Below are 21,277 nucleotides of genomic sequence, written 5' to 3'. Positions count from 1 at the left end.
CGATGCGCCACCTGCGCGAATGAATACCTACTCGGTGTGAGTGCGCACATCCAAGAAGCAAGACGCAATCGAGCAACAGCAACAGCAGCGCCGGGTGGGCACAGACAAAACCCTACAATCCGAGTAAAGTGCCGCCCCCGCCGTCTACAGCAAAAGGATCCCTTCCATGACACACCCTTTGGATATCGCCGTCGTCGGCGCCACCGGCAGCGTCGGTGAAGCCTTGGTGCAGATCCTCGAGGAACTGGCATTCCCGGTTGCCACCCTGCACCTGCTGGCCAGCATGGAATCGGCGGGCAGCAGCGTGATGTTCGCTGGCAAGAAGCTGAAGGTGCGCGAAGTCGACAGCTTCGACTTCGCCCAGGTCAAGCTGGCCTTCTTCGCCACCGGCGCCGCCGTCAGCCGCAGCTTTGCCGGCAAGGCGCTGCAGGCGGGCTGCACGGTCATCGACCTGTCCGGCGGCCTGGACGACGCCCTGGCCCTGGTGCCGGAAGCCAACGCCGAACGCCTGGCCAGCCTGTCGTTGCCAGCGCGTATCGTCAGCCCATGCTCGGCCGCAGTAGCCCTGGCCGTCGCGCTGGCGCCGCTCAAAGGCCTGCTGGACATCGAGCGGGTGCAAGTGATGGCCGCATTGGCGGTGTCTGCGCAAGGCCGTGAAGCGGTCAGCGAGCTCGCCCGGCAAACCGCCGAACTGCTCAATGCCCGCCCGCTGGAGCCGCGTTTCTTCGACCGCCAGGTGGCATTCAACCTGCTGGCCCAGGTCGGTGCTGCCGACGAGCAGGGCCATACCGCGCTGGAGCGCCGCCTGGTCAGCGAACTGCGCGTGCTGCTGGGCCTGCCTGAACTGAAGATTTCCGTGAGCTGTGTTCAAGTCCCGGTGTTTTTCGGCGATAGCTTCAGTGTGGCCGTGCAAAGCCGTCGCCCGGTAGACCTGGCAGCGGTCAACCAGGCCCTGGAGGCAGCCGACAGCATCGAACGGGTGGAAAACGATGATTATCCGACCCCGGTAGGTGACGCAGTGGGCCAAGACGTGGTCTATGTTGGACGTGTACGTCACGGTGTTGATGAAGACCAGCAACTCAACCTCTGGCTAACCACCGACAACGTGCGCAAAGGCGCCGCGCTCAATGCCGTGCAAGTGGCGCAATTGTTGATTAAACACATGCCGTAAAAGATACTGGCGAGCACTTTTGTCCTGCTCCGCATGCAGGTTCCGGGACGATTCATACAAGGGAAGAGGTCATGCTTCGAATTCGCAAACTGGTTCTGGCCATGGCTGCAGCATCCGCGCTGTCGTCTGGCATGGCGAATGCGCTGGGCCTGGGGGAGCTGACCCTGAAGTCGGCACAGAATCAGCCGCTGGACGCCGAGATCGAATTGCTCGACGTGCGCGACCTCAAAGCCGCCGAAGTGGCGCCGAGCCTGGCGCCACCGGAAGAGTTCAGCAAGGCCGGGGTGGCGTTTCCGACCTACCTCGAAGACCTGACCTTCACACCGGTGATCAACCCCAACGGCAAAAGTGTGCTGCGCGTGACCTCCAGTCAGCCGCTGCCAGGTCCGGTGGTCAAGTTCCTGGTGCAGGTGATGTGGCCGCAGGGCCGCCTGCTGCGTGACTATAGCGTGCTGCTCGACCAGGCCAAGGCACAGGGCGACCAGCCGGCGGCAGGCAATGTCACACCGGCCATCACCGGTGCCAGCAGCTACACCACCCAGCGTCGCGACACCTTGTGGCAGATTGCCGCGCGTAACACCCAGGGTGGATCGATCCAGCAGACCATGATCGCGATCCAGGCTTTGAACCCGGACGCCTTCATCGGCAACAACATCAACCAGCTGAAGGTTGGCCAGGTACTGCGCCTGCCCGACCAGCAGCAGATCCAGAGCATCGCCCAGGGCGAGGCGAACCGCGAGGTGGCCGAGCAGTATGCGGCCTGGCGTGAAGGCCGTCGCCTGGGGCCGCGTGCCCGCCAGCTGGATGCCACCCGCCGTGGCGCCGCCGAGGCTGCACCGTCGCGTATCGCCCAGGGCGACAACCTGCGCCTGGTCAGCCCGGGCAAGCAGGCCGGTGCAGGCCAGGCCAAGGCGTTGAATGACGAGCTGGCCATGGCCCAGGAAAGCCTGGACACCAGCCGTCGCGACAACGAAGAACTGAAAAGCCGCATGGCCGACCTGCAGAGCCAGCTGGACAAGCTGCAGCGCCTGATCGAGCTGAAGAACAACCAGTTGGCACGCCTGGAAGGCCAGGGCGCAGCCGCGTCGGCAGCGGCTGCCGATACCCCGGAGCAGCCCGTGGTCAATCCGGCACCTGCTGCTGCCGATACCGCACCCCAGCCTGTGCCGGACACCCAGCCAGCACCCGCCAGCCAGCCAAAGGGTGCGCTCGACTCGGTCCTGGGCAACCCCTGGCTTCTGGGGGTGATCGCCGGTTCCAGCATCCTGGTGCTGGCACTGCTGCTGTGGCTGCTGGCGCGCAAACGCAAGGCCCAGCAAGAAGCCGAGAAGCACCTGCGCATGGCGCGGGCGCTGGAAGAAGAGCAGGGCGCAGGTTTCGACAGCGATACCGAGAGCTTCGACGGCGTCGAAGCCCGGGAGCCTGGCGTAACCCTGTCGCCGGCTGTGGTTGCCGCTTCGGCTGCAGCTGCCGTCGCTGCGGAAAAAGTGGCAGAGCCGGTCGCCGAGGCAGCACCCGAGCCTGAACCACAAGCAGACCCGCACGCCGCGCTGCTGGCGCAAGTCGACCAATGCCTGGCCGAAGGCCGCCTTAATCGTGCCACCGAGCTGCTGGAGCCCGCCGTGGCCGCCGCGCCGGAGCGTGACGACCTGCGCCTGAAACTGATGGACGTGTACGCCCGTCAGGGTGACCAGAGCGCGTTCGCCGAACAGGAGCGTCAGTTGCCGGCCAGCGAGCAGAACGTTGCTGAAGTCGCCGGCCTGAAAGAGCGTTACCCCGCCATGCTCGGCCTGGCCGCTGCCGGCCTGGGTGCGGCGGCGCTGGCTGCCGAAATGGATGAGCAGTACGTGCAAGAGCTGCTGCACGATGAGCCCGAAGCGCCAGTGGTTGCCGATGTGGTGCCTGACGAGTTGTCCGGGTTCGAGCCGCAAGAGCAGGCTGAGCCAGAGGTTGTCGCGCAGGCAGCGCCTGACGCTGAGCTGGCCGCCTTCGATGATGTGCCAACGCTCGATGCAACGGACCTGGCCGAGCAGGATCTGGACAGCGCCTTCGACCTGAGCCTGGGTGAAGACCTGGCCGATCAAGACCCTCTGGCCGCGTCCGTACTGGACGAGCCGATGGCACAGGGGGGCGTACCCGACGAACTGGTAATCGCTGAGCCTGTGCTGGATGAGCCCGTACAGGAAGAAGCTCAGCCGGAAGAACAGCCCTTTGCCGTGGATGCCGAGCTGCAAGCCGACGCCGACGCCGATTTCGAGGCCATGCTGGCTCAGGCCGAGCCTCAGCCTGCCGTGGACCTGTCTGATTTCGACCTCGACGTCAGCGAGCCGGTTGCCCCGGCTGCCCCTGAGGCGCTGGAGCAAGATCCGCTGGATGTCACCGCCGAACTGGCTGCCTTCGACAGCGAACCGGAGTTTGATCCGGTCTCCGAGTTCGACTTGCCATCGGACTTCGACCTGTCCCTGTCGCTGGAAGATGATTCGCCGGCAGCCAAGAGCTTTGCCTCGGAGCTCAATGACGTCAACGCCGAGCTGGACAAGCTGTCGCAGAGCCTCGAAACGCCATCGCTGGAGCCGCACTTCACCAGCGAAGACGCGGTGGCGCAACCAGAGCCCGAGCCTTTGGACGACCTGGACTTCGACTTCTTCTCCGGCAGTGACGAAGTTGCCACCAAGCTCGACCTGGCCCGTGCCTATATCGACATGGGTGACAGCCAGGGCGCGCGCGACATCCTGGATGAAGTGGTCAAGGATGGTGACGACAGCCAGCGTCAGGAAGCCGAGGACATGCTCTCCCGGCTGGTCTGATGCAAGCAGGGCAGGCCTCTTGCCGTGCTGGCCGCGCCCACAGGATCTCCACAAATGTTCGACCTTGTGAGTGACCTGTGGGGGCGGGCGTGCCCGCGAAGAGTCCCGCAAATACAGTGCGCATCCATCGGCAGCCCTACGAGGCTGCCGTTGTCGTTATAATCCCCGCCATTCCGTACACCCCACAGGTTTCATGCTCTTGGACATCATCGACACCGCTACCGCCGAATCCGCGGCCGAAGGCTACTCCCGCATCGCCCTGGGCGTGGAATACAAAGGCGCGCGCTACCGCGGCTGGCAACGTCAGGCCAGCGGCGTGCCGAGTGTCCAGCAAGCCCTGGAGCAAGCGCTGTCCAAGGTCGCCAACGAGCCGATTTCGGTGGTCTGCGCCGGGCGTACCGACGCCGGCGTTCACGGCTGCGGGCAGGTCGTGCACTTCGATACCCGTGCCGTGCGTGACGAGCGCGCCTGGACCATGGGTACCAACTTCAACCTGCCGCACGACATCAGTGTGGTCTGGTCGCGGCCCATGCCGGCCGATTTTCATGCCCGCTTCAAGGCCTGCGCCCGGCGTTACCGCTATGTCATCTACAACGACCCGATTCGCCCGGCGCACCTGGCCGAAGAAGTGACCTGGAACCACCGTCCGCTGGACGTCGATCGCATGGCCGAGGCGGCGCAGTACCTGCTCGGTACCCACGACTTCAGCGCCTTCCGTGCCAGCCAGTGTCAGGCCAAGTCACCGATCAAGCACATCTACCACCTGCGTGTTACCCGCCATGGCCAGATGATCGTGCTGGACGTGCGTGCCACCGCCTTCCTGCACCACATGGTGCGTAACATTGCCGGTGTGCTGATGGCCATCGGCGCCGGCGAGCGTCCGGTTGCCTGGGCACGCGAGGTGCTGGAAGGGCGCAACCGCCGTGAAGGTGGGGTAACGGCCCACCCATACGGGCTTTACCTGGTGCAGGTGGAGTACCCCGAAGCGTTTGCGTTGCCCAAGCGTTACATCGGCCCACACTTTTTGAGTGGTTACGAGGCGTTGGCAGACTGACGAGCGAAAAGCCATTTGCTAACATCCGCTCTTTCGCCGCAGCAATCAGGGTTCTTGTTCCATGAGCAATGTTCGCAGCAAGATCTGCGGGATTACCCGCATCGAAGACGCACTGGCCGCTGCCGAAGCGGGGGCCGATGCCATCGGCTTCGTCTTCTATGCCAAGAGCCCGCGGGCGGTGGACGTGCGCCAGGCGCGGGCGATCATTGCCGAGTTGCCACCCTTCGTGACCACGGTCGGGTTGTTCGTCAATGCCTCGCGCTGCGAGCTGAACGAGATCCTCGAAGTGGTCCCGCTGGACCTGCTACAGTTTCACGGCGATGAAACCCCGCAGGACTGTGAAGGCTACCACCGCCCCTGGATCAAGGCCCTGCGTGTGCGCCCTGGCGATGACCTGGAGGCGGCCTGTCGGCTTTACGCGGGTGCCCGCGGCATTTTGCTGGACACCTATGTGCCGGGCGTGCCAGGGGGAACCGGCGAGGCGTTCGACTGGTCATTGGTACCGGCGCGTCTTGGCAAGCCGATCATCCTTGCGGGCGGGCTGTCGGCCGATAACGTTGGCCAGGCCATTGCCCAGGTAAAGCCTTATGCGGTGGATGTCAGCGGTGGCGTCGAACAGGCCAAGGGCATCAAGGATGCGGCGAAGATCGAGGCCTTCATGCGTGCGGTGAAACAGGCTTGATGGCAGATGTGACGGCTGGCTGCGCGCCATCGTCCATAGCTTTCGCAGCCCTGCGGGCCGCATGCCAGCACCTGTGGCGGCAAAAAAACACATTAGCGGTGGAGTGGCGCGCTGGAAGCCCCGGCGGCCGGTCCACCATCGTTTCATAAAAGATTTTGAGCTCAAGGGCAGGGCAGGGCCGGTGACGCCGTCCCCCGCCTGCCAATACTGGAGAAAGAAAGCATGAGCAACTGGTTAGTCGACAAACTGATCCCTTCGATCATGCGTTCCGAGGTGAAAAAGAGCTCGGTGCCTGAGGGCCTGTGGCACAAGTGCCCGTCCTGCGAGGCCGTGCTGTATCGTCCGGAGCTGGAAAAGACCCTGGATGTCTGCCCCAAGTGCAACCACCACATGCGCATCGGCGCACGTGCGCGCATCGACATCTTCCTTGACGCCGAAGGCCGGGCCGAACTGGGCGCTGACCTGGAGCCGGTCGACCGCCTGAAGTTCCGTGATGGCAAGAAGTACAAGGACCGCCTGACCGCTGCGCAGAAGCAGACCGGCGAAAAGGACGCGCTGATCTCCATGAGCGGCACCCTGATGGGCATGCCGATCGTGGTTAGTGCCTTCGAGTTCTCGTTCATGGGCGGCTCCATGGGTGCCATCGTCGGCGAGCGCTTCGTGCGCGCGGCCAACTATGCCCTGGAAAACCGCTGCCCAATGGTTTGCTTCTCCGCTTCGGGCGGTGCGCGCATGCAGGAAGCGCTGATCTCGCTTATGCAGATGGCCAAGACCTCTGCCGTGCTGGCGCGCCTGCGCGAAGAAGGCATCCCGTTCATCTCGGTCCTGACCGACCCGGTGTATGGCGGTGTTTCCGCCAGCCTGGCGATGCTCGGCGACGTCATCGTCGGTGAGCCGAAGGCCCTGATCGGTTTCGCCGGCCCACGCGTGATCGAGCAGACCGTACGCGAGAAGCTGCCTGAAGGCTTCCAGCGCAGCGAGTTCCTGCTGGAGCACGGTGCCATCGACCTGATCATCTCCCGGGGCGAATTGCGCCCGCGTCTGGCCCGCCTGCTGGCGCAGATGACCGGTCAGCAAACGCCGGAAGAAGCGCGTGAGGCGGCTGCCGTCGCGTGATGAAACAACGATCCCTGGGCGAATGGCTCGCCTACCTCGAGCAGTTGCACCCCTCGGCCATCGACATGGGCCTGGAGCGGTCGCAGAAGGTGCTTGCCCGCTTGGCGCTGGGCAAGCTGGCGCCGCGCGTGGTGACGGTAACCGGCACCAACGGCAAGGGTTCGACCTGCGCCTTCGTGGCGTCGTTGCTGCGTGCCCAGGGGCTCAAGGTCGGTGTGTACAGTTCGCCGCACCTGCTACGTTACAACGAGCGGGTGGTGATCGATGGCCAAGAGGCCAGCGATGAGCGCCTGTGCGAAGCCTTCGCCGCCGTCGAGGCGGCGCGGGGCGATATTTCCCTGACCTACTTCGAGATGGGGACGTTGGCCGCGTTCTGGTTGTTCTACCAGTCGCAGCTGGATGCGGTGGTGCTGGAGGTGGGCCTGGGTGGCCGCCTGGATACCGTCAACGTAGTGGATGCCGACTTCGCCCTGGTGACCAGCATCGGTGTCGACCATGTTGATTACCTGGGTGATACCCGCGAGCTGGTGGCCTTCGAGAAGGCGGGCATCTTCCGCCCGGGCAAGCCGGCCCTGTGCGGTGATCTGGATCCGCCCGGGCCGTTGCTGGACAAGGCCGCCGAACTGGCCGCGCCACTGTTCCTGCGCGGTCGGGAATTCGACCTGGCCAGCGCCGATGGCTGCTGGAGCTGGCGTGGTACTGCCGCCGATGGTGCGCAGGTCGAGCTGCATGACCTGCCTTTGCTTGACCTGCCCATGGAAAACGCCACGCTGGCCTTGCAGGCTTACCTGCTGATGGGGCTGCAGTGGGACGCGGCGCAAGTTCGCCAGGCGCTGCTGGATACCCGTATCACTGGGCGTCTCGACCTCCGTAACTTGAACTGGCACGGCAAACCGGTAGCGTTGCTGCTGGATGTCGGGCACAACCCGCATGCGGCGCAGTACCTGGCCAGGCGCCTGGCGGCCCGGCCGCTGAAGGGGCGCCGCCTCGCGGTATTTGGCCTGCTCGCCGACAAGGATCTGGAGGGCGTTATCGCGCCGCTGCAGGGCCTCATCGACGACTGGGCGGTGGCGCCGCTGGATACCCCGCGCAGTCGCCCGGCCGCAGAGCTGGCCTCGTCCTTGGCGAACCTCGGTGCCACGGTGAAGTCTTATGCCAGCGTCGACGCCGCCCTTGAAGGGCAATGTGCGCAGGCGACGGCGGATGATCAGATCCTGCTGTTCGGTTCGTTTTTCTGTGTCGCCCAGGCGCTGGAATGGCTGGAGCGGCACGCCCTGGAGGGTGGAATAGATGGCTGTGCTGGATAAAGGGATGAAACAGCGCATGGTGGGTGCGCTGGTGCTGGTGGCGCTGGCGGTTATCTTCCTGCCGATGCTGTTTACCCGCCAGGACGAGATGCGCCAGGTGCACGTTGAAGCCCCGCAGGCACCGGCCATGCCCAGCCTGCCGGAAGTGAAGGTGGAGCCGGTTGCCGTGCCGGAGCCACAGGTTATTGCGCAGGAGGCGCAGCAGGCGCCGGTGGTGATCGACGAGGCCACTGCGCCGGCGAGTACACCCAGCCAGCCAATCACCCCGTCGCCACAGACCCAGGCGCAGGTTCAGCCACCCAAGCCCCAGGCGCCCGCGCCCAAGGTGGAGGCCAAAGCCGCTGCAACACCCGCGACTGCCGCGCCATCGAAGATCGACGCCAATGGCCTGCCCGTCAGTTGGTCGATCCAGCTGGCCAGTCTGTCCAACCGCGCTGGAGCCGAAAAGCTGCAGCAAACCCTGCGTAGCCAGGGTTACAACGCCTATATCCGTACGGCGGGTGGCATGAACCGCGTGTACGTGGGGCCGTTGATCGAGCGCGCCGAGGCCGAGCGCGTGCGTGACGCCATCAACCGTCAGAACAGCCTCAAGGGCTTTGTGGTGCGCTTCCAGCCTGAGCGCAGCTGATTCCCCGGGGCGGCTAGGCCGCCCATTCGCGGGTGAGCCCGCGCCTGCAGGTGCTGTGCCGCTGCAAGGCTTACCCAGAAGCTGTCGGGGCGGGTTTGCCTGCCAAGGCCCAACACCAATCCAGCTGACATTCCGCTTACTCCCGGCCCTCTGCTCTGGTAAAATGCGCCGCCTCAAACGTCTGCAGGCAACACCGTGGCATTTACCTTGGTTGATTGGGCGATCATCGCGATCATCGCCGTCTCCACACTGATCAGTCTCAAGCGCGGCTTCGTCAAGGAGGCCTTGTCCTTGCTCATCTGGATCATTGCCGGTGCGGTTGCCTGGATGTTCGGCGGTTCGCTCTCGGTGTATCTTGAGAGCTATATCCAGACGCCATCGATGCGCATCATCGCTGGCTGCGCCATTCTTTTCGTCGCCACCTTGCTGGTGGGGGCCATGGTCAACTTCCTTGTCGGTGAGCTGATCCGCGTGACCGGGCTGTCCGGCACCGATCGTTTCCTGGGCATGGCCTTTGGCGCTGCGCGCGGGGCCTTGCTGGTAGTGGTGGCCATAGGCCTGATCAGCCTGGGGCCGGTTCAACAAGACACTTGGTGGCAGGAATCACGCCTGATACCACAATTTCTCTTGGTCGCCGACTGGTCGAAAAACCTGATTCTGGGTTTCACCGACCAATGGACGCCCAGTGGGCTGATCAGCACTCCGGCTGATCTTCCGTTCAAGGAACAGTTGCTCGGGCCGTCCAAGCCCTGAGCGCTATTCACTCAAGTTTCATCAAAGTAGGGGTTGCGTCGCATGTGTGGCATCGTCGGTATCGTCGGTAAGTCGAACGTCAATCAGGCGCTGTATGACGCGCTTACGGTCCTCCAGCACCGCGGCCAGGACGCTGCCGGTATCGTGACCAGCCATGACGGCCGGTTGTTCCTGCGCAAGGATAATGGCCTGGTGCGCGACGTGTTCCAGCAGCGCCACATGCAGCGCCTGGTTGGCAACATCGGCATCGGCCACGTGCGCTACCCGACTGCGGGCAGCTCGACCTCGGCCGAGGCCCAGCCGTTCTACGTCAACTCGCCTTACGGCATCACCCTGGCTCACAACGGCAACCTGACCAACGTCGAGCAGTTGGCCAAGGAGATCTACGAGTCCGACCTGCGCCACGTCAACACCAACTCCGACTCGGAAGTGCTGCTGAACGTGTTCGCCCATGAGCTGGCAGTGCGCGGCAAGCTGCAGCCGACCGAAGAAGACGTGTTCGCTGCGGTCTCCCATGTGCACAGCCGCTGCGTTGGCGGTTACGCTGTGGTGGCGATGATCACCGGCTACGGCATCGTCGGTTTCCGCGACCCCCATGGCATTCGCCCGGTGGTGTTCGGTCAGCGTCACACCGACGAAGGTGTGGAATACATGATCGCCTCGGAAAGCGTCGCCCTGGACGTGCTCGGCTTCACCCTGATCCGCGACCTGGCGCCGGGCGAAGCGGTGTACATCACCGAAGAAGGCCAGTTGTTCACCAAGCAGTGCGCCGAATCGCCAAAGTTGCAGCCGTGCATCTTCGAGCACGTCTACCTGGCGCGCCCGGACTCGATCATCGATGGGGTCTCGGTGTACAAGGCGCGTCTGCGCATGGGTGAAAAGCTGGCCGACAAGATCATGCGCGAGCGCCCCGATCATGATATCGACGTGGTCATCCCGATCCCGGATACCAGTCGTACTGCCGCGCTGGAACTGGCCAACCGGTTGGGCGTCAAGTTCCGCGAAGGTTTCGTCAAGAACCGTTACATCGGCCGTACCTTCATCATGCCCGGCCAGGCCGCGCGCAAGAAGTCGGTGCGTCAGAAGCTCAACGCCATCGAGCTGGAGTTCCGCGGCAAGAATGTGATGCTGGTGGACGACTCGATCGTGCGCGGCACTACCTGCAAGCAGATCATCCAGATGGCCCGCGAAGCCGGCGCGAAGAATGTCTACTTCTGCTCCGCGGCCCCTGCAGTACGCTACCCCAACGTCTACGGCATCGACATGCCGAGTGTTCACGAACTGATCGCCCACAACCGCACCACCGAACAGGTGGGTGAGTTGATTGGCGCCGATTGGCTGGTCTATCAGGACCTGCCAGACCTGATCGACTCGGTCGGCGGCGGCAAGATCAAGATCGAGCAGTTCGATTGTGCGGTGTTCAACGGCGAGTACGTCACTGGCGATATCGACGAAGCCTACCTCGACCGCATCGAGCAGGCCCGTAACGACTTGGCCAAGGTCAAGAACCAGGCCGTCAGCGCGATCATCGACCTTTACAACAACTGATTTTGGGAGCGACGGCATGACGGATCAATGGGATGCCGGGCGACTGGACAGTGACCTCGAGGGTGTCGGTTTCGACACCCTGGCGGTACGCGCTGGCCAAAACCGTACCCCGGAAGGCGAGCACAGCGAAGCGCTGTTCCTGACCTCCAGCTATGTGTTCCGCACGGCAGCCGATGCTGCTGCGCGCTTTGCCGGCGAAACGCCGGGCAACGTCTACTCGCGCTACACCAACCCGTCGGTGCGTGCCTTCGAGGAGCGCCTGGCGGCCATGGAAGGTGCCGAACAGGCCGTGGGTACGTCCACCGGCATGGCGGCGATCCTGGCCGTGGTCATGTCGCTGTGCAGCGCCGGTGACCATGTGCTGGTGTCGCAGAGCGTATTCGGCTCAACCATCAGCCTGTTCGAGAAGTACTTCAAGCGCTTTGGTGTAGAAGTGGACTACGTGCCACTGGTCGACCTCACCGGTTGGGAAAAGGCCATCAAGGCCAACACCAAGCTGCTGATCGTCGAATCGCCCTCCAACCCGCTGGCCGAGTTGGTCGATATCACCGCGCTCAGCGAAATCGCCCATGCTCAGGGTGCCATGCTGGTGGTGGACAACTGTTTCAGTACCCCGGCGTTGCAGCAGCCGCTGAAGCTGGGTGCCGACATTGTGTTCCACTCGGCCACCAAGTTCATCGATGGCCAAGGCCGCTGCATGGGCGGTGTGGTTGCCGGCCGTACCGAGCAAATGAAAGAAGTGGTGGGCTTCCTGCGAACCGCAGGTCCAACCCTCAGCCCGTTCAACGCCTGGATCTTCACCAAGGGCCTGGAAACGCTGCGCCTGCGTATGCGTGCGCACTGCGAAAGCGCTCAGGCCCTGGCCGAATGGCTGGAGCAGCAGGACGGCGTGGAGAAGGTGCATTACGCCGGCCTGCCCAGCCACCCGCAGCACGAACTGGCCAAGCGCCAGATGAGCGGTTTTGGTGCAGTGGTCAGCTTCGAGGTCAAGGGTGGCAAAGAGGGCGCGTGGCGTTTCATCGACGCTACCCGTGTGATTTCCATCACTACCAACCTGGGTGACAGCAAAACCACCATCGCGCATCCGGCGACCACCTCACACGGTCGTCTGTCGCCGCAGGAGCGTGAAGCGGCGGGTATCCGCGACAGCCTGATCCGCGTTGCCGTGGGCCTGGAAGACGTGGCCGACCTGCAGGCTGACCTGGCGCGTGGGCTGGCAGCATTGTGATCGAAATCAGCGGCAGCACCCCGGGCCACAATGGCCGGGTAGCCTTGGTCACGGGCGCCGCCCGCGGCATCGGTCTGGGCATTGCCGCATGGCTGATCTGCGAAGGCTGGCAAGTGGTGCTGAGTGATCTGGACCGCCAGCGTGGTACCAAAGTGGCCAAGGCGTTGGGCGACAACGCCTGGTTCATCACCATGGACGTTGCCGACGAGGCCCAGGTCAGTGCCGGAGTGTCCGAAGTGCTCGGGCAGTTCGGCCGGCTGGACGCGCTGGTGTGCAATGCGGCCATTGCCAACCCGCACAACCAGACGCTGGAAAGCCTGAGCCTGGCACAATGGAACCGGGTGCTGGGGGTCAACCTCAGCGGCCCCATGCTGCTGGCCAAGCATTGTGCGCCGTACCTGCGTGCGCACAATGGGGCGATCGTCAACCTGACCTCTACCCGTGCTCGGCAGTCCGAACCCGACACCGAGGCTTACGCGGCAAGCAAGGGCGGCCTGGTGGCTTTGACCCATGCCCTGGCCATGAGCCTGGGCCCGGAGATTCGCGTCAATGCGGTGAGCCCGGGCTGGATCGATGCCCGTGATCCGTCGCAGCGCCGTGCCGAGCCGTTGAGCGAAGCTGACCATGCCCAGCACCCAACGGGCAGGGTAGGGACCGTGGAAGATGTCGCGGCCATGGTTGCCTGGTTGCTGTCACGCCAGGCGGCATTTGTCACCGGCCAGGAGTTTGTGGTCGATGGCGGCATGACCCGCAAGATGATTTATACCTGAGCACCTTGTTTAAACTGCGCCGGCCTCTTCGCGGGTAAACCCGCTCCTACAACGGTTAATGTCCGACTGTAGGAGCGGGTTTACCCGCGAAGAGGCCGGCACAGGCAATCACATCACGTTGCCTTTTTGAAAAAAATTCAATGGGGCTATTGACTTAGCTTCGCCACCTGCGTAAATTTCGCGGCCTCAGCGAAGCAAACGCAACAAGCAACATCGCGAGGGTGATTAGCTCAGCCGGGAGAGCATCTGCCTTACAAGCAGAGGGTCGGCGGTTCGATCCCGTCATCACCCACCACTTCCTGAGATGTTCCTGGAGCTTCGGGTTCGCAAGAAGCCGATAGCCAGAGAGGAGCGCACTGCGCAGCGGTAGTTCAGTCGGTTAGAATACCGGCCTGTCACGCCGGGGGTCGCGGGTTCGAGTCCCGTCCGCTGCGCCATTTTTCAGTAACAGATGGGTGCCTGGCACCGGTCTGAAGCCACAAGGCACATGCCTTGGGCTGATCCCAGTTTCAATCGGGCGCAAGCCTGAACGATACGCAGCGGTAGTTCAGTCGGTTAGAATACCGGCCTGTCACGCCGGGGGTCGCGGGTTCGAGTCCCGTCCGCTGCGCCATCTTCGCTTCAAGGTCCCTAGAACACCTTGAAGCAAACACAAGAGAAGCGATCGCGTTATCGCTTTTTTTGTGCCTGCCCTGAGGCCATCGCGCCGGAAGGGTAGACCCAGGTTTCAATCGGGCGCAAGCCTGAATGATACGCAGCGGTAGTTCAGTCGGTTAGAATACCGGCCTGTCACGCCGGGGGTCGCGGGTTCGAGTCCCGTCCGCTGCGCCATCTTCGCTTCAAGGCCCCATGAACGCCTTGAAGCAACGTTAAAGCGACCTTCGGGTCGCTTTTTTCGTTAGTGCGCCTGGTAAGTGCCTGCCTTTACCCAGATTTACACCAACCTGACAGATTCTTCACCGACCAGCGGTTCCTGTGCCTGCCTGCTGTGTTGCACAATAGGCACTTTCCCGACATACCCGGAATCCGCAATGACCAGATCTTCCGTCTTTGGTGCGCTCGGGCTGGCCCTGGTGCTGGCGGGCGTGACCGGTTGTTCCTCGAAAAAAGCGGCCGTCTACGAGCACGAGAACTTCGATGACTCGGGTACCTTCTCGCGAAGCTTTCCGGTGAGCGATGCTGGCTCTTGCGAGGCCGCCCGGCGTGCTTTGCTCAGCCAGGGTTACATCATCACCAGCAGCGGCGCCAACCAGGTGGTGGGTAACAAGAGCTTTCAGCAAAACAGCGAGAACCACCTGCAGATCAGCTTCAATGTCACCTGTGCGCCGGACGTGAGCGACGATCAGCGCTCGACCATGTTCGCCAACGCCCTCCAGGACCGCTATGCGCTGAAAAAGTCCAACACCTCCGCCAGCCTGGGCGTGGGGGTGCTGGGTTCGGTGTCGATGCCGATCGGTTCCAGTGACGACTCGATGGTCAAGGTGGCCAGTGAGACGGTGACCGCGGCGCAGTTCTATGACCGTTATTTCGCCTTGGTGGAGAGCTACCTGCCCAAGCCGAAAAAAGTGAGCAAGGCCAAGGTCGAAGAGCCAGCGCCGAAGGTTGAAAAACCGGCGGCTGACCTTGGGCTTCCGGAGCAGGCTGCGGCGAACCCGGTGGCGCCGGCCCCGGCAGCTGCGCCGTTGGTTGACGCGACGCCTGCACCTGCGGGGGTAGCCCCGGCCAGGGAGGCGGCAGCGGCGCCGGTGGTGGATGACAGCCAGGGTTCGCAGCCTGTGGCCCCGCCGGCCGAAGCTGCACCCATACAGGTGCAGCAGGATGCCCAGCCGGCCGAGGCCGCCGCCCCCTCCCTTTGATGGGTCGCCTGAACCGGCCCTTTCGCCGGCAGCCCGCGAAAGGGCAGTCGAGAGAGTGCAGATCCGATTGGAGCAAGATCCGGAGAAGATGAAGGTTCGCCGGCAGACGGTGGAACATCCCTTTGGAACGCACAAATTCTGGATGGGAAGCACCCACTTCCTGACCAAAACCCTGCCGAGGGTAAGCACCGAAATGAGCCTTCACGTGCTCGCCTACAACCTCAAACGCATGATGAGCATTTTCGGCATCGCAGGGCTACTTGAGGCGATCAGGACGTAAACCCGCCGCTTGCTGGCCCGCAGACAGCTACATGGGCCACTGACGCGGCCCATGTAGCACTACAAATGTCTATTTTGCTGGGTGAGGCTATTTCCGCTCTCGCCTGATGATTCCGCAGGTAATCCGCTCGGCTCTCAGTTTTTGATGCGATTACTGCGTTTTCACACAGCCTGGATCGATAGCAGTCAGTCGTTAAGGGCTGCCAGCTACCAGAAATGATCACTCTGTGTCCTCTACCGAGCTTCCCGCTACTCAATTAACCCTTGTAATCGCTCTTCTGTGAGTCCTCCCGCGGCAACCGCTTCGGCTTCAAGGGGCACTCCATCGGTATCTGTGGCTATGAAGCGAGAGGGGTTAACCACGGGAGTCAGCTGGAGACAAGCCCTGACCACCGGTCACCAAACAGGGCGATCGCCAAGCCTCCGAGCATCACGATCGCCCCGGCCAACTTGAAACCAGACACCGGCCTCTCGACTGCCCCGAGCAGTCCGAAGTGATCGATAACTAGGGACGAAATGATCTGCCCGGCGATGGCGAGGCCAAGCAGCGCTGAAAGGCCAATTTTTGGCGCGAGTACCACGTAGCTAAGCAACGCGCCGGCACCTAGCAGGCCACCCAGAAGGCTCCACAAAGGCTGGGCAGGGATAGTCGCGATTGAAGCCACTATCCCGCCACGCATCAACGAAAAGATGCCCAGGCATAGCGCACCGGCAGTAAAAGAAAACAGTGCCGCCGCTACGGAATCTCCACCCACACCTTTAGCGAGTTGGCCATTCAGCGTGGTCTGCAGGGTGATGCCAAGCCCCGCGCAGATAGCCAGTAGGTAGTAGGCTGCATTCATTTGACGCCTCCTTACTTGGCTGACTCAAGCGGCAAGAATGCCTCGGCAAACATATCCGGCTGATAGCCAGCAGCAGCAAACAGATGCTCACGGGACTCGTCGATCGCCGCACGCAGCCTTTCGCTATTCACACCCAGAACCTTGCCACCCTGCTTGACGATACGCCCGCCGATCATGACAGTGTCGACATTGCTGCGCTCTGCCGCATGTACCACGGTGCCGAAGGCATTGCCTGACGGATAAAGGTTGATATCCTGCGCGTTGATAAGGATCAGGTCCGCCTGTTTGCCGGGAACCAGGCTGCCGACTTTGTCCTGCAAGCCAGCGCAGGTGGCGCCGTCGACAGTCGCGGCTTTGAGCAGGCCATGGGCGGGCAGGGTCACCACCGGATGATGGTCTTCGCTGCAGCAGCGCTGCTGATGCATGCCCATGACGCGCTGCAGATAGAACGCTACCCGCATCTCCATGAACATGTCGCCGCTGTAGGACGTTTCGTTATCGACGCTCAGCCCAGGGCTGATGCCATGACGCTGAGCCGCCTGCATGGCGAACATTCCATCCTCAATGCCGTAGTGGGCATCTGAACGCGGGCATACGTTGACCCGCACGCCAGCCTCGCGAAGGATCTTCCACCCGGCGTCCGGCAGCGCGGTGCAGTGGTTGAAGATGTTGTCAGAGCGCAGCAGGCCCTCGCGATGCAAGCCTTCCAATTCAGCTGCCATGTCCCCACCAAAAAACTCGGTGATGATCGGTAATCCCAGGCGCCTGGCCTCAGCCCACAGCTCAGGTTCCAGTTGCGCCATCACTGCCAGTGAGAGCAGCGGGTTGTCACCGGTCTTGATGTATTTGTCCTGCAGGCGCTCCAGGTTGCCCGGCCAGTGGGCTTTGTCCCACTCACCTGCCACCGGCGCTCCCGAAGCATGTACGGCGCGTATGCCTGCATCGAGCAGCGCCTCTACAGCGGCATCGGAGTGCGCACCGGTGCGGCTGTTATGCGAGTTGTCGACAAGGGTCGTGATACCAGCATCGATGCAGCCCAATGCACTCAGCAGGTTGCCGATATACATGTCCGCCGGACGATAATGTTTGGCGAACGAAAAGTGGGTGGCGTTGCAGTAATCCTCCAGGGTTGCGGCGTTCGGATTAATTCGCCGTAGTTGCCCCTCCCAGGAGTGACGGTGGGTATCGACCATGCCCGGCATGGCGATCATGCCGGATGCCTCAATCACAACAGCGTCGCCGGCTTCGAGATTTTCAGCGATGGCCGAGATGGTGCTGCCTTCTATGAGGATATCGCCACTCGCCAGATTGCCGATGTCGCCGTCCATGCTCAGCACAGTTGCGCCGCGGATAAGTGTGCGTACGGCCGGAGCGGCTGGGGCCTGCACAATGCTGCGGTTGTATTCAGCCATTTCAGTACACCTCTTCAAATTTCGTTGGAAGCAATGTACGCAAGGCGATACTGCGGGAAAAAGATGGTAAAACTGTTTTTATTATTCAATTTATGCGAATAATCATGCCGTCCTTTCACCGCTTCAAGGTTGTTTACCGTCATGGACCGTATTCAAGCAATGCAGGTTTTCGTCCGTGTGGCTCAGGCAGGAAGCTTTAGCCAGGCGGCGCAGACGCTCTCTCTACCGGCCTCAACAGTGACCAGCAGCGTTAAAAATCTTGAGAAGTACCTGCAGGTGCGTCTGCTGAACAGAACAACGCGGCGGGTTAGCCTGACGCCTGAGGGCGCTCAATATCTGGCGCAATGCAGGGAAATATTGGGACTGATCGAACGCATGGAGACCAGCCTGACGGATTCCGTAAAACGGCCGCAGGGGCGTTTACGCGTCGATATGCCGGGCGGCATTGCCCACTTCATCGTCATACCAAACTTGCAAGACTTTTACCGGCGCTACCCGGATATTTACCTGATGATAGGCGTCAACGATCGGCAGGTTGACCTGGTTCAGGAGGGCGTCGACTGCGTCATTCGTACAGGCGAGCTGGATGACTCAACGCTCGTTGCGCGACCACTAGGCCGTTTTCGCTGGGTGACCTGTGCATCTGCTGCCTATCTCGAAGAGAACGGTACTCCGCAAACTCCGCGAGATTTGTCTCGTCACCGGGCCATCCATTACTTCTCGGGCCGCGCAAGGCAAGCAGGTGAGATGCGCTTCGCCCGTGGCGCCGAGAAAATCTCAGTCCCGGTCAAGGGCACAGCAGCCGTCAACGAGACTGGCCTCTACATCAAAATGTGCCTTGAAGGCTTTGGGCTCGTGCAACTCGCCGAGAATGTTGTTTCCGAACATCTACGAGAAGGGCGGCTGGTCGAAGTGCTTGCTGACTGGCAGCCTGACCGGGTTCCTGTGCACTTGTTATATCCACATCAGCGGTTTCTATCACCAGCTGTGCAGGCGTTCGCTGACTGGATCGCTGGGCTAGTTCACGACGGCGGTTCGCCTGCTGGCTGATCAGGAGATGAAAGCTTCCCGCCGACGTTTCGACGCTGGTAAATGGCCTATCGGGCGATTGTGCCCCGGTGCTGCTAGCCCCTTTATGACTTGGCCTCCGTGACTACCCGTGATCTGCAATCGCCTTATCTGCGCAAGGTTTCGAATAGAAATGCCCTGAACCATCGATTGCCGGCATCAGCGTCGTAGGCACCATGCCAATGAACAGTAGACTCGACCCCCGGCATCTCCACTGGCAGCGGGTAAATCACGAAATCATCCGAATGATTCAGCGTATGTGCGACGCCTTCAGGTAGGGTGACCATCCACCCTGTATGCCTGAGTATCTGCGGCACAACTGTAAAGTGGGGTACCCTCAAAGCGATGTGTCGGTTCAGCCCACGTGAGGCCAGGGTGTCCTCGATGGCTACGTGGCTGCTGTCAGTGGAGGTGACACTGACATGGGAGAGGGCAAGAAAATCCTCCACGCTGATTTTCCCGGCCGGAAGTCCATCACGCTTGCGAGTCATGCAGGCGTATTGCTCACGGAACAGGGATTGGTACCGGGTGGTGGTTTTCAGTGTGGGCAGGTTACCAATTGCGAAGTCCAGTTGCCCCATACGCATTCGTTCGACCACCATGGCGACGGGTACCAGCTCTGACGAGAGCTTAATGGCCGGCGCAAGCGTTTGAAGCCGTTCACAAAGCGACGGCAGGAACACCTGTTCGCCGATGTCTGACATACACAAACGGAACTCCCGGTCGCTAGTACCAGGATCGAACGGTTCGGTTTCATTCAGAGCATCGCGTATTGCCGTGAGTGCCCGTCCGATCGGTAAGGCAATCCGCTCGGCGGTCTGGGTCGGCATCATGCCTTCTGGCGTGCGTACGAATAGCGCATCATCAAAAAGCTTGCGAAGTCGACCCAAGGCGTAACTTACAGCAGGTTGTGTAATCGCCAAGCGTCCAGCCGCGAGTGTCAAGCTGCGTTCCTCCATTATGGCCTGAAAAACCCTAAGCAAATTTAGATCGACATCATTCAAGTTACGCATTCGTATAAATACCGTTTATCAATTATATAATTGTCATGAATTTGACTTATAGGGTACAGGTTCATAGACTTCGGAACAATAGCGAGGCGATACAACAATCTGAGGCTTTGAGTGATGGACACAGGTTTTTGCAAACAACAAGCAGTTGGCGGGGCATTAACACTTCCGGTGCTGCTGTCGAAACGTATTGAACGTAGCCCTGAAACGGCGCTTTTTTCCGACCGAAGCTGCACTTGGACTGCTGCGCAACTTGTCGACGTAATAGGACGGCGTGCCACAACACTCGCGGAATATGGGATACAGCGTGGAGATCGGGTTGGATTGATGTGCGCCAACCGCGCCGAGTTCCTTGAAGTGCTGTTGGCATGTGGTTGGCTGGGCGCGGTTGCGGTGCCTATTAATACCGCCTGTCGCGGCATGCAGTTGAATCATGTGCTGGCTAATAGTGGGGCGCGCTTGTTGGTCAGTGAAGAGGTCAATCTGGATGTGCTCGCGGCACTTGATTACTCTACGCTTGCTGTCGAAGCCCTGTGGGTCCTCTCGCCGCAAGGCGATGTCAACGCGGTTTGGCAGGAGCGGTTAAGGGTGCGGTCGATGCCCCCTCGCAGTGCGTCCATGGCCCCACCTGCAGTGCTCGAGGATGGCGACCCGCTGGTTATCCTTTACACCTCCGGGACTTCCGGGTTGTCCAAGGGCGTGATCTGCCCTCACGCCCAATTCTTTTGGTGGGGGCTGAATACCGGTGGCGACCTACAGGTGCGCCCCGGGGATGTGCTATACACATGCCTGCCGTTGTTCCATACCAATGCATTGAACGCCTTTTTCCAGGCCTTGCTGCACGACGCACAGCTGGTGGTAGACAAACGTTTTTCCGCTAGCGGCTTCTACCAGGCGCTGGCGGAAACCGGGGCCACAGTGACGTATCTGCTGGGAGCCATGGTGCCTATCCTTCTCAGCCGTCCGCACAATGAGCTCGAACGCGCGCATAACGTGCGTGTCGCACTAGCCCCAGGCGTCCCTGAACAGTTCCACGCCCCGTTTATTCAACGCACAGGTATCGGCCTCATCGATGGTTATGGGGCTACCGAAACCAATGCCGTGATTGGAGGAACTCTGGAGAACCAGCGGCCTGGTTTCATGGGCCGATTGGCCAAAGGCTTCAGTGCCCGGGTGGTAGACAGCCAGGATCAGCCGGTAGCGGATGGCGAACCAGGAGAGCTTGTATTGCGCGCTGAGCAGCCCTTCGCTTTCGCCTGCGGTTACTTTGGTATGCCGGAAAAGACTGTCGAAGCCTGGCGCAACTTGTGGTATCACACCGGCGACCGGGTTGTGCGCGATAGCGACGGCTATTTCCGCTTTGTTGACCGCTTGAAGGACACGATCCGTCGCCGAGGAGAGAACATCTCGTCTTTTGAGGTAGAGCAGGTTCTGTCGAGCCACCCCGCGGTGGAGCTCGTGGCGGTGTATGCGGTGAAATCGGAACTGGCCGAAGATGAAGTCATGGCATCTATCGTCATCAAGGAGGGGGCTAAGCTCGATCCATTGGAGCTGACGCAATATTGTGAGTCACGGTTGGCGTATTTCGCCGTGCCGCGTTACTTAGACTTTGTTATCGAGTTGCCGAAAACCGAAAACGGCAAAGTTCAGAAATATAAATTGAGAGCGCTCGGCGTTACCGCCACTACATGGGATCTCGAGTGCTCCGGCTACAGGCTTAAACGCGCCTAATTATTTAGCTTTGAC

At 61.5% G+C, this 21,277-nt stretch carries 17 protein-coding genes, 4 tRNA genes and 1 pseudogene; 19 read left to right on the top strand and 3 right to left on the bottom strand.

Annotated features, from left to right (window positions below):
• Positions 1 to 166: 166 nt before the first annotated feature.
• The 17 genes and pseudogenes from V7787_RS15995 to V7787_RS15915 form a co-directional block, all read left to right on the top strand.
• Positions 167 to 1,171 carry an aspartate-semialdehyde dehydrogenase gene (locus V7787_RS15995; RefSeq protein WP_010953006.1) on the top strand — a complete coding sequence of 335 codons (1,005 nt, stop codon included), beginning with the start codon at positions 167 to 169 and terminating at the stop codon, positions 1,169 to 1,171.
• A gap of 71 nt (positions 1,172 to 1,242) precedes the next feature.
• Complete coding sequence (locus V7787_RS15990; protein ID WP_064490911.1) at positions 1,243 to 3,978, top strand: FimV/HubP family polar landmark protein; 2,736 nt, start codon at positions 1,243 to 1,245, stop codon at positions 3,976 to 3,978.
• Between the two features lie 193 nt (positions 3,979 to 4,171).
• A complete protein-coding gene (gene truA / locus V7787_RS15985) occupies positions 4,172 to 5,032 on the top strand; it encodes a tRNA pseudouridine(38-40) synthase TruA (RefSeq protein ID WP_014754042.1) in 861 nt (286 codons plus the stop codon).
• A 61-nt stretch (positions 5,033 to 5,093) separates the two neighbouring features.
• Positions 5,094 to 5,714 carry a phosphoribosylanthranilate isomerase gene (locus tag V7787_RS15980; protein WP_010953008.1) on the top strand — a complete coding sequence of 207 codons (621 nt, stop codon included), beginning with the start codon at positions 5,094 to 5,096 and terminating at the stop codon, positions 5,712 to 5,714.
• 222 nt (positions 5,715 to 5,936) lie between these two features.
• Positions 5,937 to 6,830: an acetyl-CoA carboxylase, carboxyltransferase subunit beta gene (accD, locus tag V7787_RS15975; protein WP_004574892.1), complete on the top strand. Its 894-nt coding sequence runs from the start codon at positions 5,937 to 5,939 to the stop codon at positions 6,828 to 6,830.
• Positions 6,830 to 8,137, top strand: coding sequence for a bifunctional tetrahydrofolate synthase/dihydrofolate synthase (folC, locus tag V7787_RS15970; RefSeq protein ID WP_064490910.1), 1,308 nt, complete (start codon positions 6,830 to 6,832; stop codon positions 8,135 to 8,137). The genes accD and folC overlap by 1 nt, the downstream gene beginning before the upstream one ends.
• Complete coding sequence (locus tag V7787_RS15965; RefSeq protein ID WP_064490909.1) at positions 8,121 to 8,765, top strand: SPOR domain-containing protein; 645 nt, start codon at positions 8,121 to 8,123, stop codon at positions 8,763 to 8,765. The genes folC and V7787_RS15965 overlap by 17 nt, the downstream gene beginning before the upstream one ends.
• Before the next feature lie 195 nt (positions 8,766 to 8,960).
• The gene (locus tag V7787_RS15960) at positions 8,961 to 9,518 is read left to right on the top strand and encodes a CvpA family protein (RefSeq protein ID WP_010953011.1); all 558 of its coding nucleotides are present in this window, start codon (positions 8,961 to 8,963) and stop codon (positions 9,516 to 9,518) included.
• A gap of 42 nt (positions 9,519 to 9,560) precedes the next feature.
• Complete coding sequence (gene purF, locus V7787_RS15955) at positions 9,561 to 11,066, top strand: amidophosphoribosyltransferase (RefSeq protein ID WP_003247207.1); 1,506 nt, start codon at positions 9,561 to 9,563, stop codon at positions 11,064 to 11,066.
• 16 nt (positions 11,067 to 11,082) lie between these two features.
• The gene (locus V7787_RS15950) at positions 11,083 to 12,294 is read left to right on the top strand and encodes an O-succinylhomoserine sulfhydrylase (RefSeq protein WP_010953012.1); all 1,212 of its coding nucleotides are present in this window, start codon (positions 11,083 to 11,085) and stop codon (positions 12,292 to 12,294) included.
• Positions 12,291 to 13,064 (top strand): SDR family oxidoreductase, encoded by a 774-nt coding sequence (locus V7787_RS15945; protein ID WP_010953013.1) that lies wholly within the window; start codon positions 12,291 to 12,293, stop codon positions 13,062 to 13,064. The genes V7787_RS15950 and V7787_RS15945 overlap by 4 nt, the downstream gene beginning before the upstream one ends.
• 219 nt (positions 13,065 to 13,283) lie before the next feature.
• Positions 13,284 to 13,359: transfer RNA gene (locus tag V7787_RS15940), tRNA-Val, on the top strand.
• Positions 13,360 to 13,424: 65 nt separating this feature from the next.
• Positions 13,425 to 13,501, top strand: a tRNA-Asp gene (locus V7787_RS15935).
• Positions 13,502 to 13,600: 99 nt separating this feature from the next.
• Positions 13,601 to 13,677, top strand: a tRNA-Asp gene (locus tag V7787_RS15930).
• Between the two features lie 141 nt (positions 13,678 to 13,818).
• A tRNA-Asp gene (locus tag V7787_RS15925) sits at positions 13,819 to 13,895 on the top strand.
• Positions 13,896 to 14,095: 200 nt separating this feature from the next.
• Positions 14,096 to 14,920, top strand: coding sequence for a DUF2242 domain-containing protein (locus V7787_RS15920; protein ID WP_064491288.1), 825 nt, complete (start codon positions 14,096 to 14,098; stop codon positions 14,918 to 14,920).
• A 55-nt stretch (positions 14,921 to 14,975) separates the two neighbouring features.
• A pseudogene (locus V7787_RS15915) lies at positions 14,976 to 15,200 on the top strand (transposase); the annotation flags it as partial.
• A 367-nt stretch (positions 15,201 to 15,567) separates the two neighbouring features.
• Here V7787_RS15915 and V7787_RS15910 read toward each other — a convergent pair.
• On the bottom strand, positions 15,568 to 16,041 hold the full coding sequence (locus tag V7787_RS15910) for a DMT family transporter (RefSeq protein WP_064491290.1): 474 nt from the start codon (positions 16,039 to 16,041) through the stop codon (positions 15,568 to 15,570).
• A gap of 11 nt (positions 16,042 to 16,052) precedes the next feature.
• Positions 16,053 to 17,453 carry an amidohydrolase family protein gene (locus tag V7787_RS15905; RefSeq protein ID WP_064491291.1) on the bottom strand — a complete coding sequence of 467 codons (1,401 nt, stop codon included), beginning with the start codon at positions 17,451 to 17,453 and terminating at the stop codon, positions 16,053 to 16,055.
• Positions 17,454 to 17,594: 141 nt separating this feature from the next.
• Between V7787_RS15905 and V7787_RS15900 the strand changes: the two genes are divergently transcribed.
• Complete coding sequence (locus V7787_RS15900; protein ID WP_064491292.1) at positions 17,595 to 18,503, top strand: LysR family transcriptional regulator; 909 nt, start codon at positions 17,595 to 17,597, stop codon at positions 18,501 to 18,503.
• Positions 18,504 to 18,628: 125 nt separating this feature from the next.
• Here V7787_RS15900 and V7787_RS15895 read toward each other — a convergent pair whose 3' ends face one another.
• Positions 18,629 to 19,525, bottom strand: a complete 897-nt coding sequence (locus V7787_RS15895) for a LysR family transcriptional regulator (protein ID WP_336088591.1) — start codon at positions 19,523 to 19,525, stop codon at positions 18,629 to 18,631.
• Positions 19,526 to 19,648: 123 nt separating this feature from the next.
• On the opposite strand from V7787_RS15895, the gene V7787_RS15890 reads away from it, so the two are divergent.
• Positions 19,649 to 21,262: an ATP-dependent acyl-CoA ligase gene (locus V7787_RS15890; RefSeq protein ID WP_064491294.1), complete on the top strand. Its 1,614-nt coding sequence runs from the start codon at positions 19,649 to 19,651 to the stop codon at positions 21,260 to 21,262.
• Positions 21,263 to 21,277: the final 15 nt, after the last annotated feature.

It is taken from the genome of Pseudomonas sp. CGJS7 (assembly GCF_036961695.1).
This window is presented reverse-complemented; position numbering and strand designations above follow the sequence as displayed.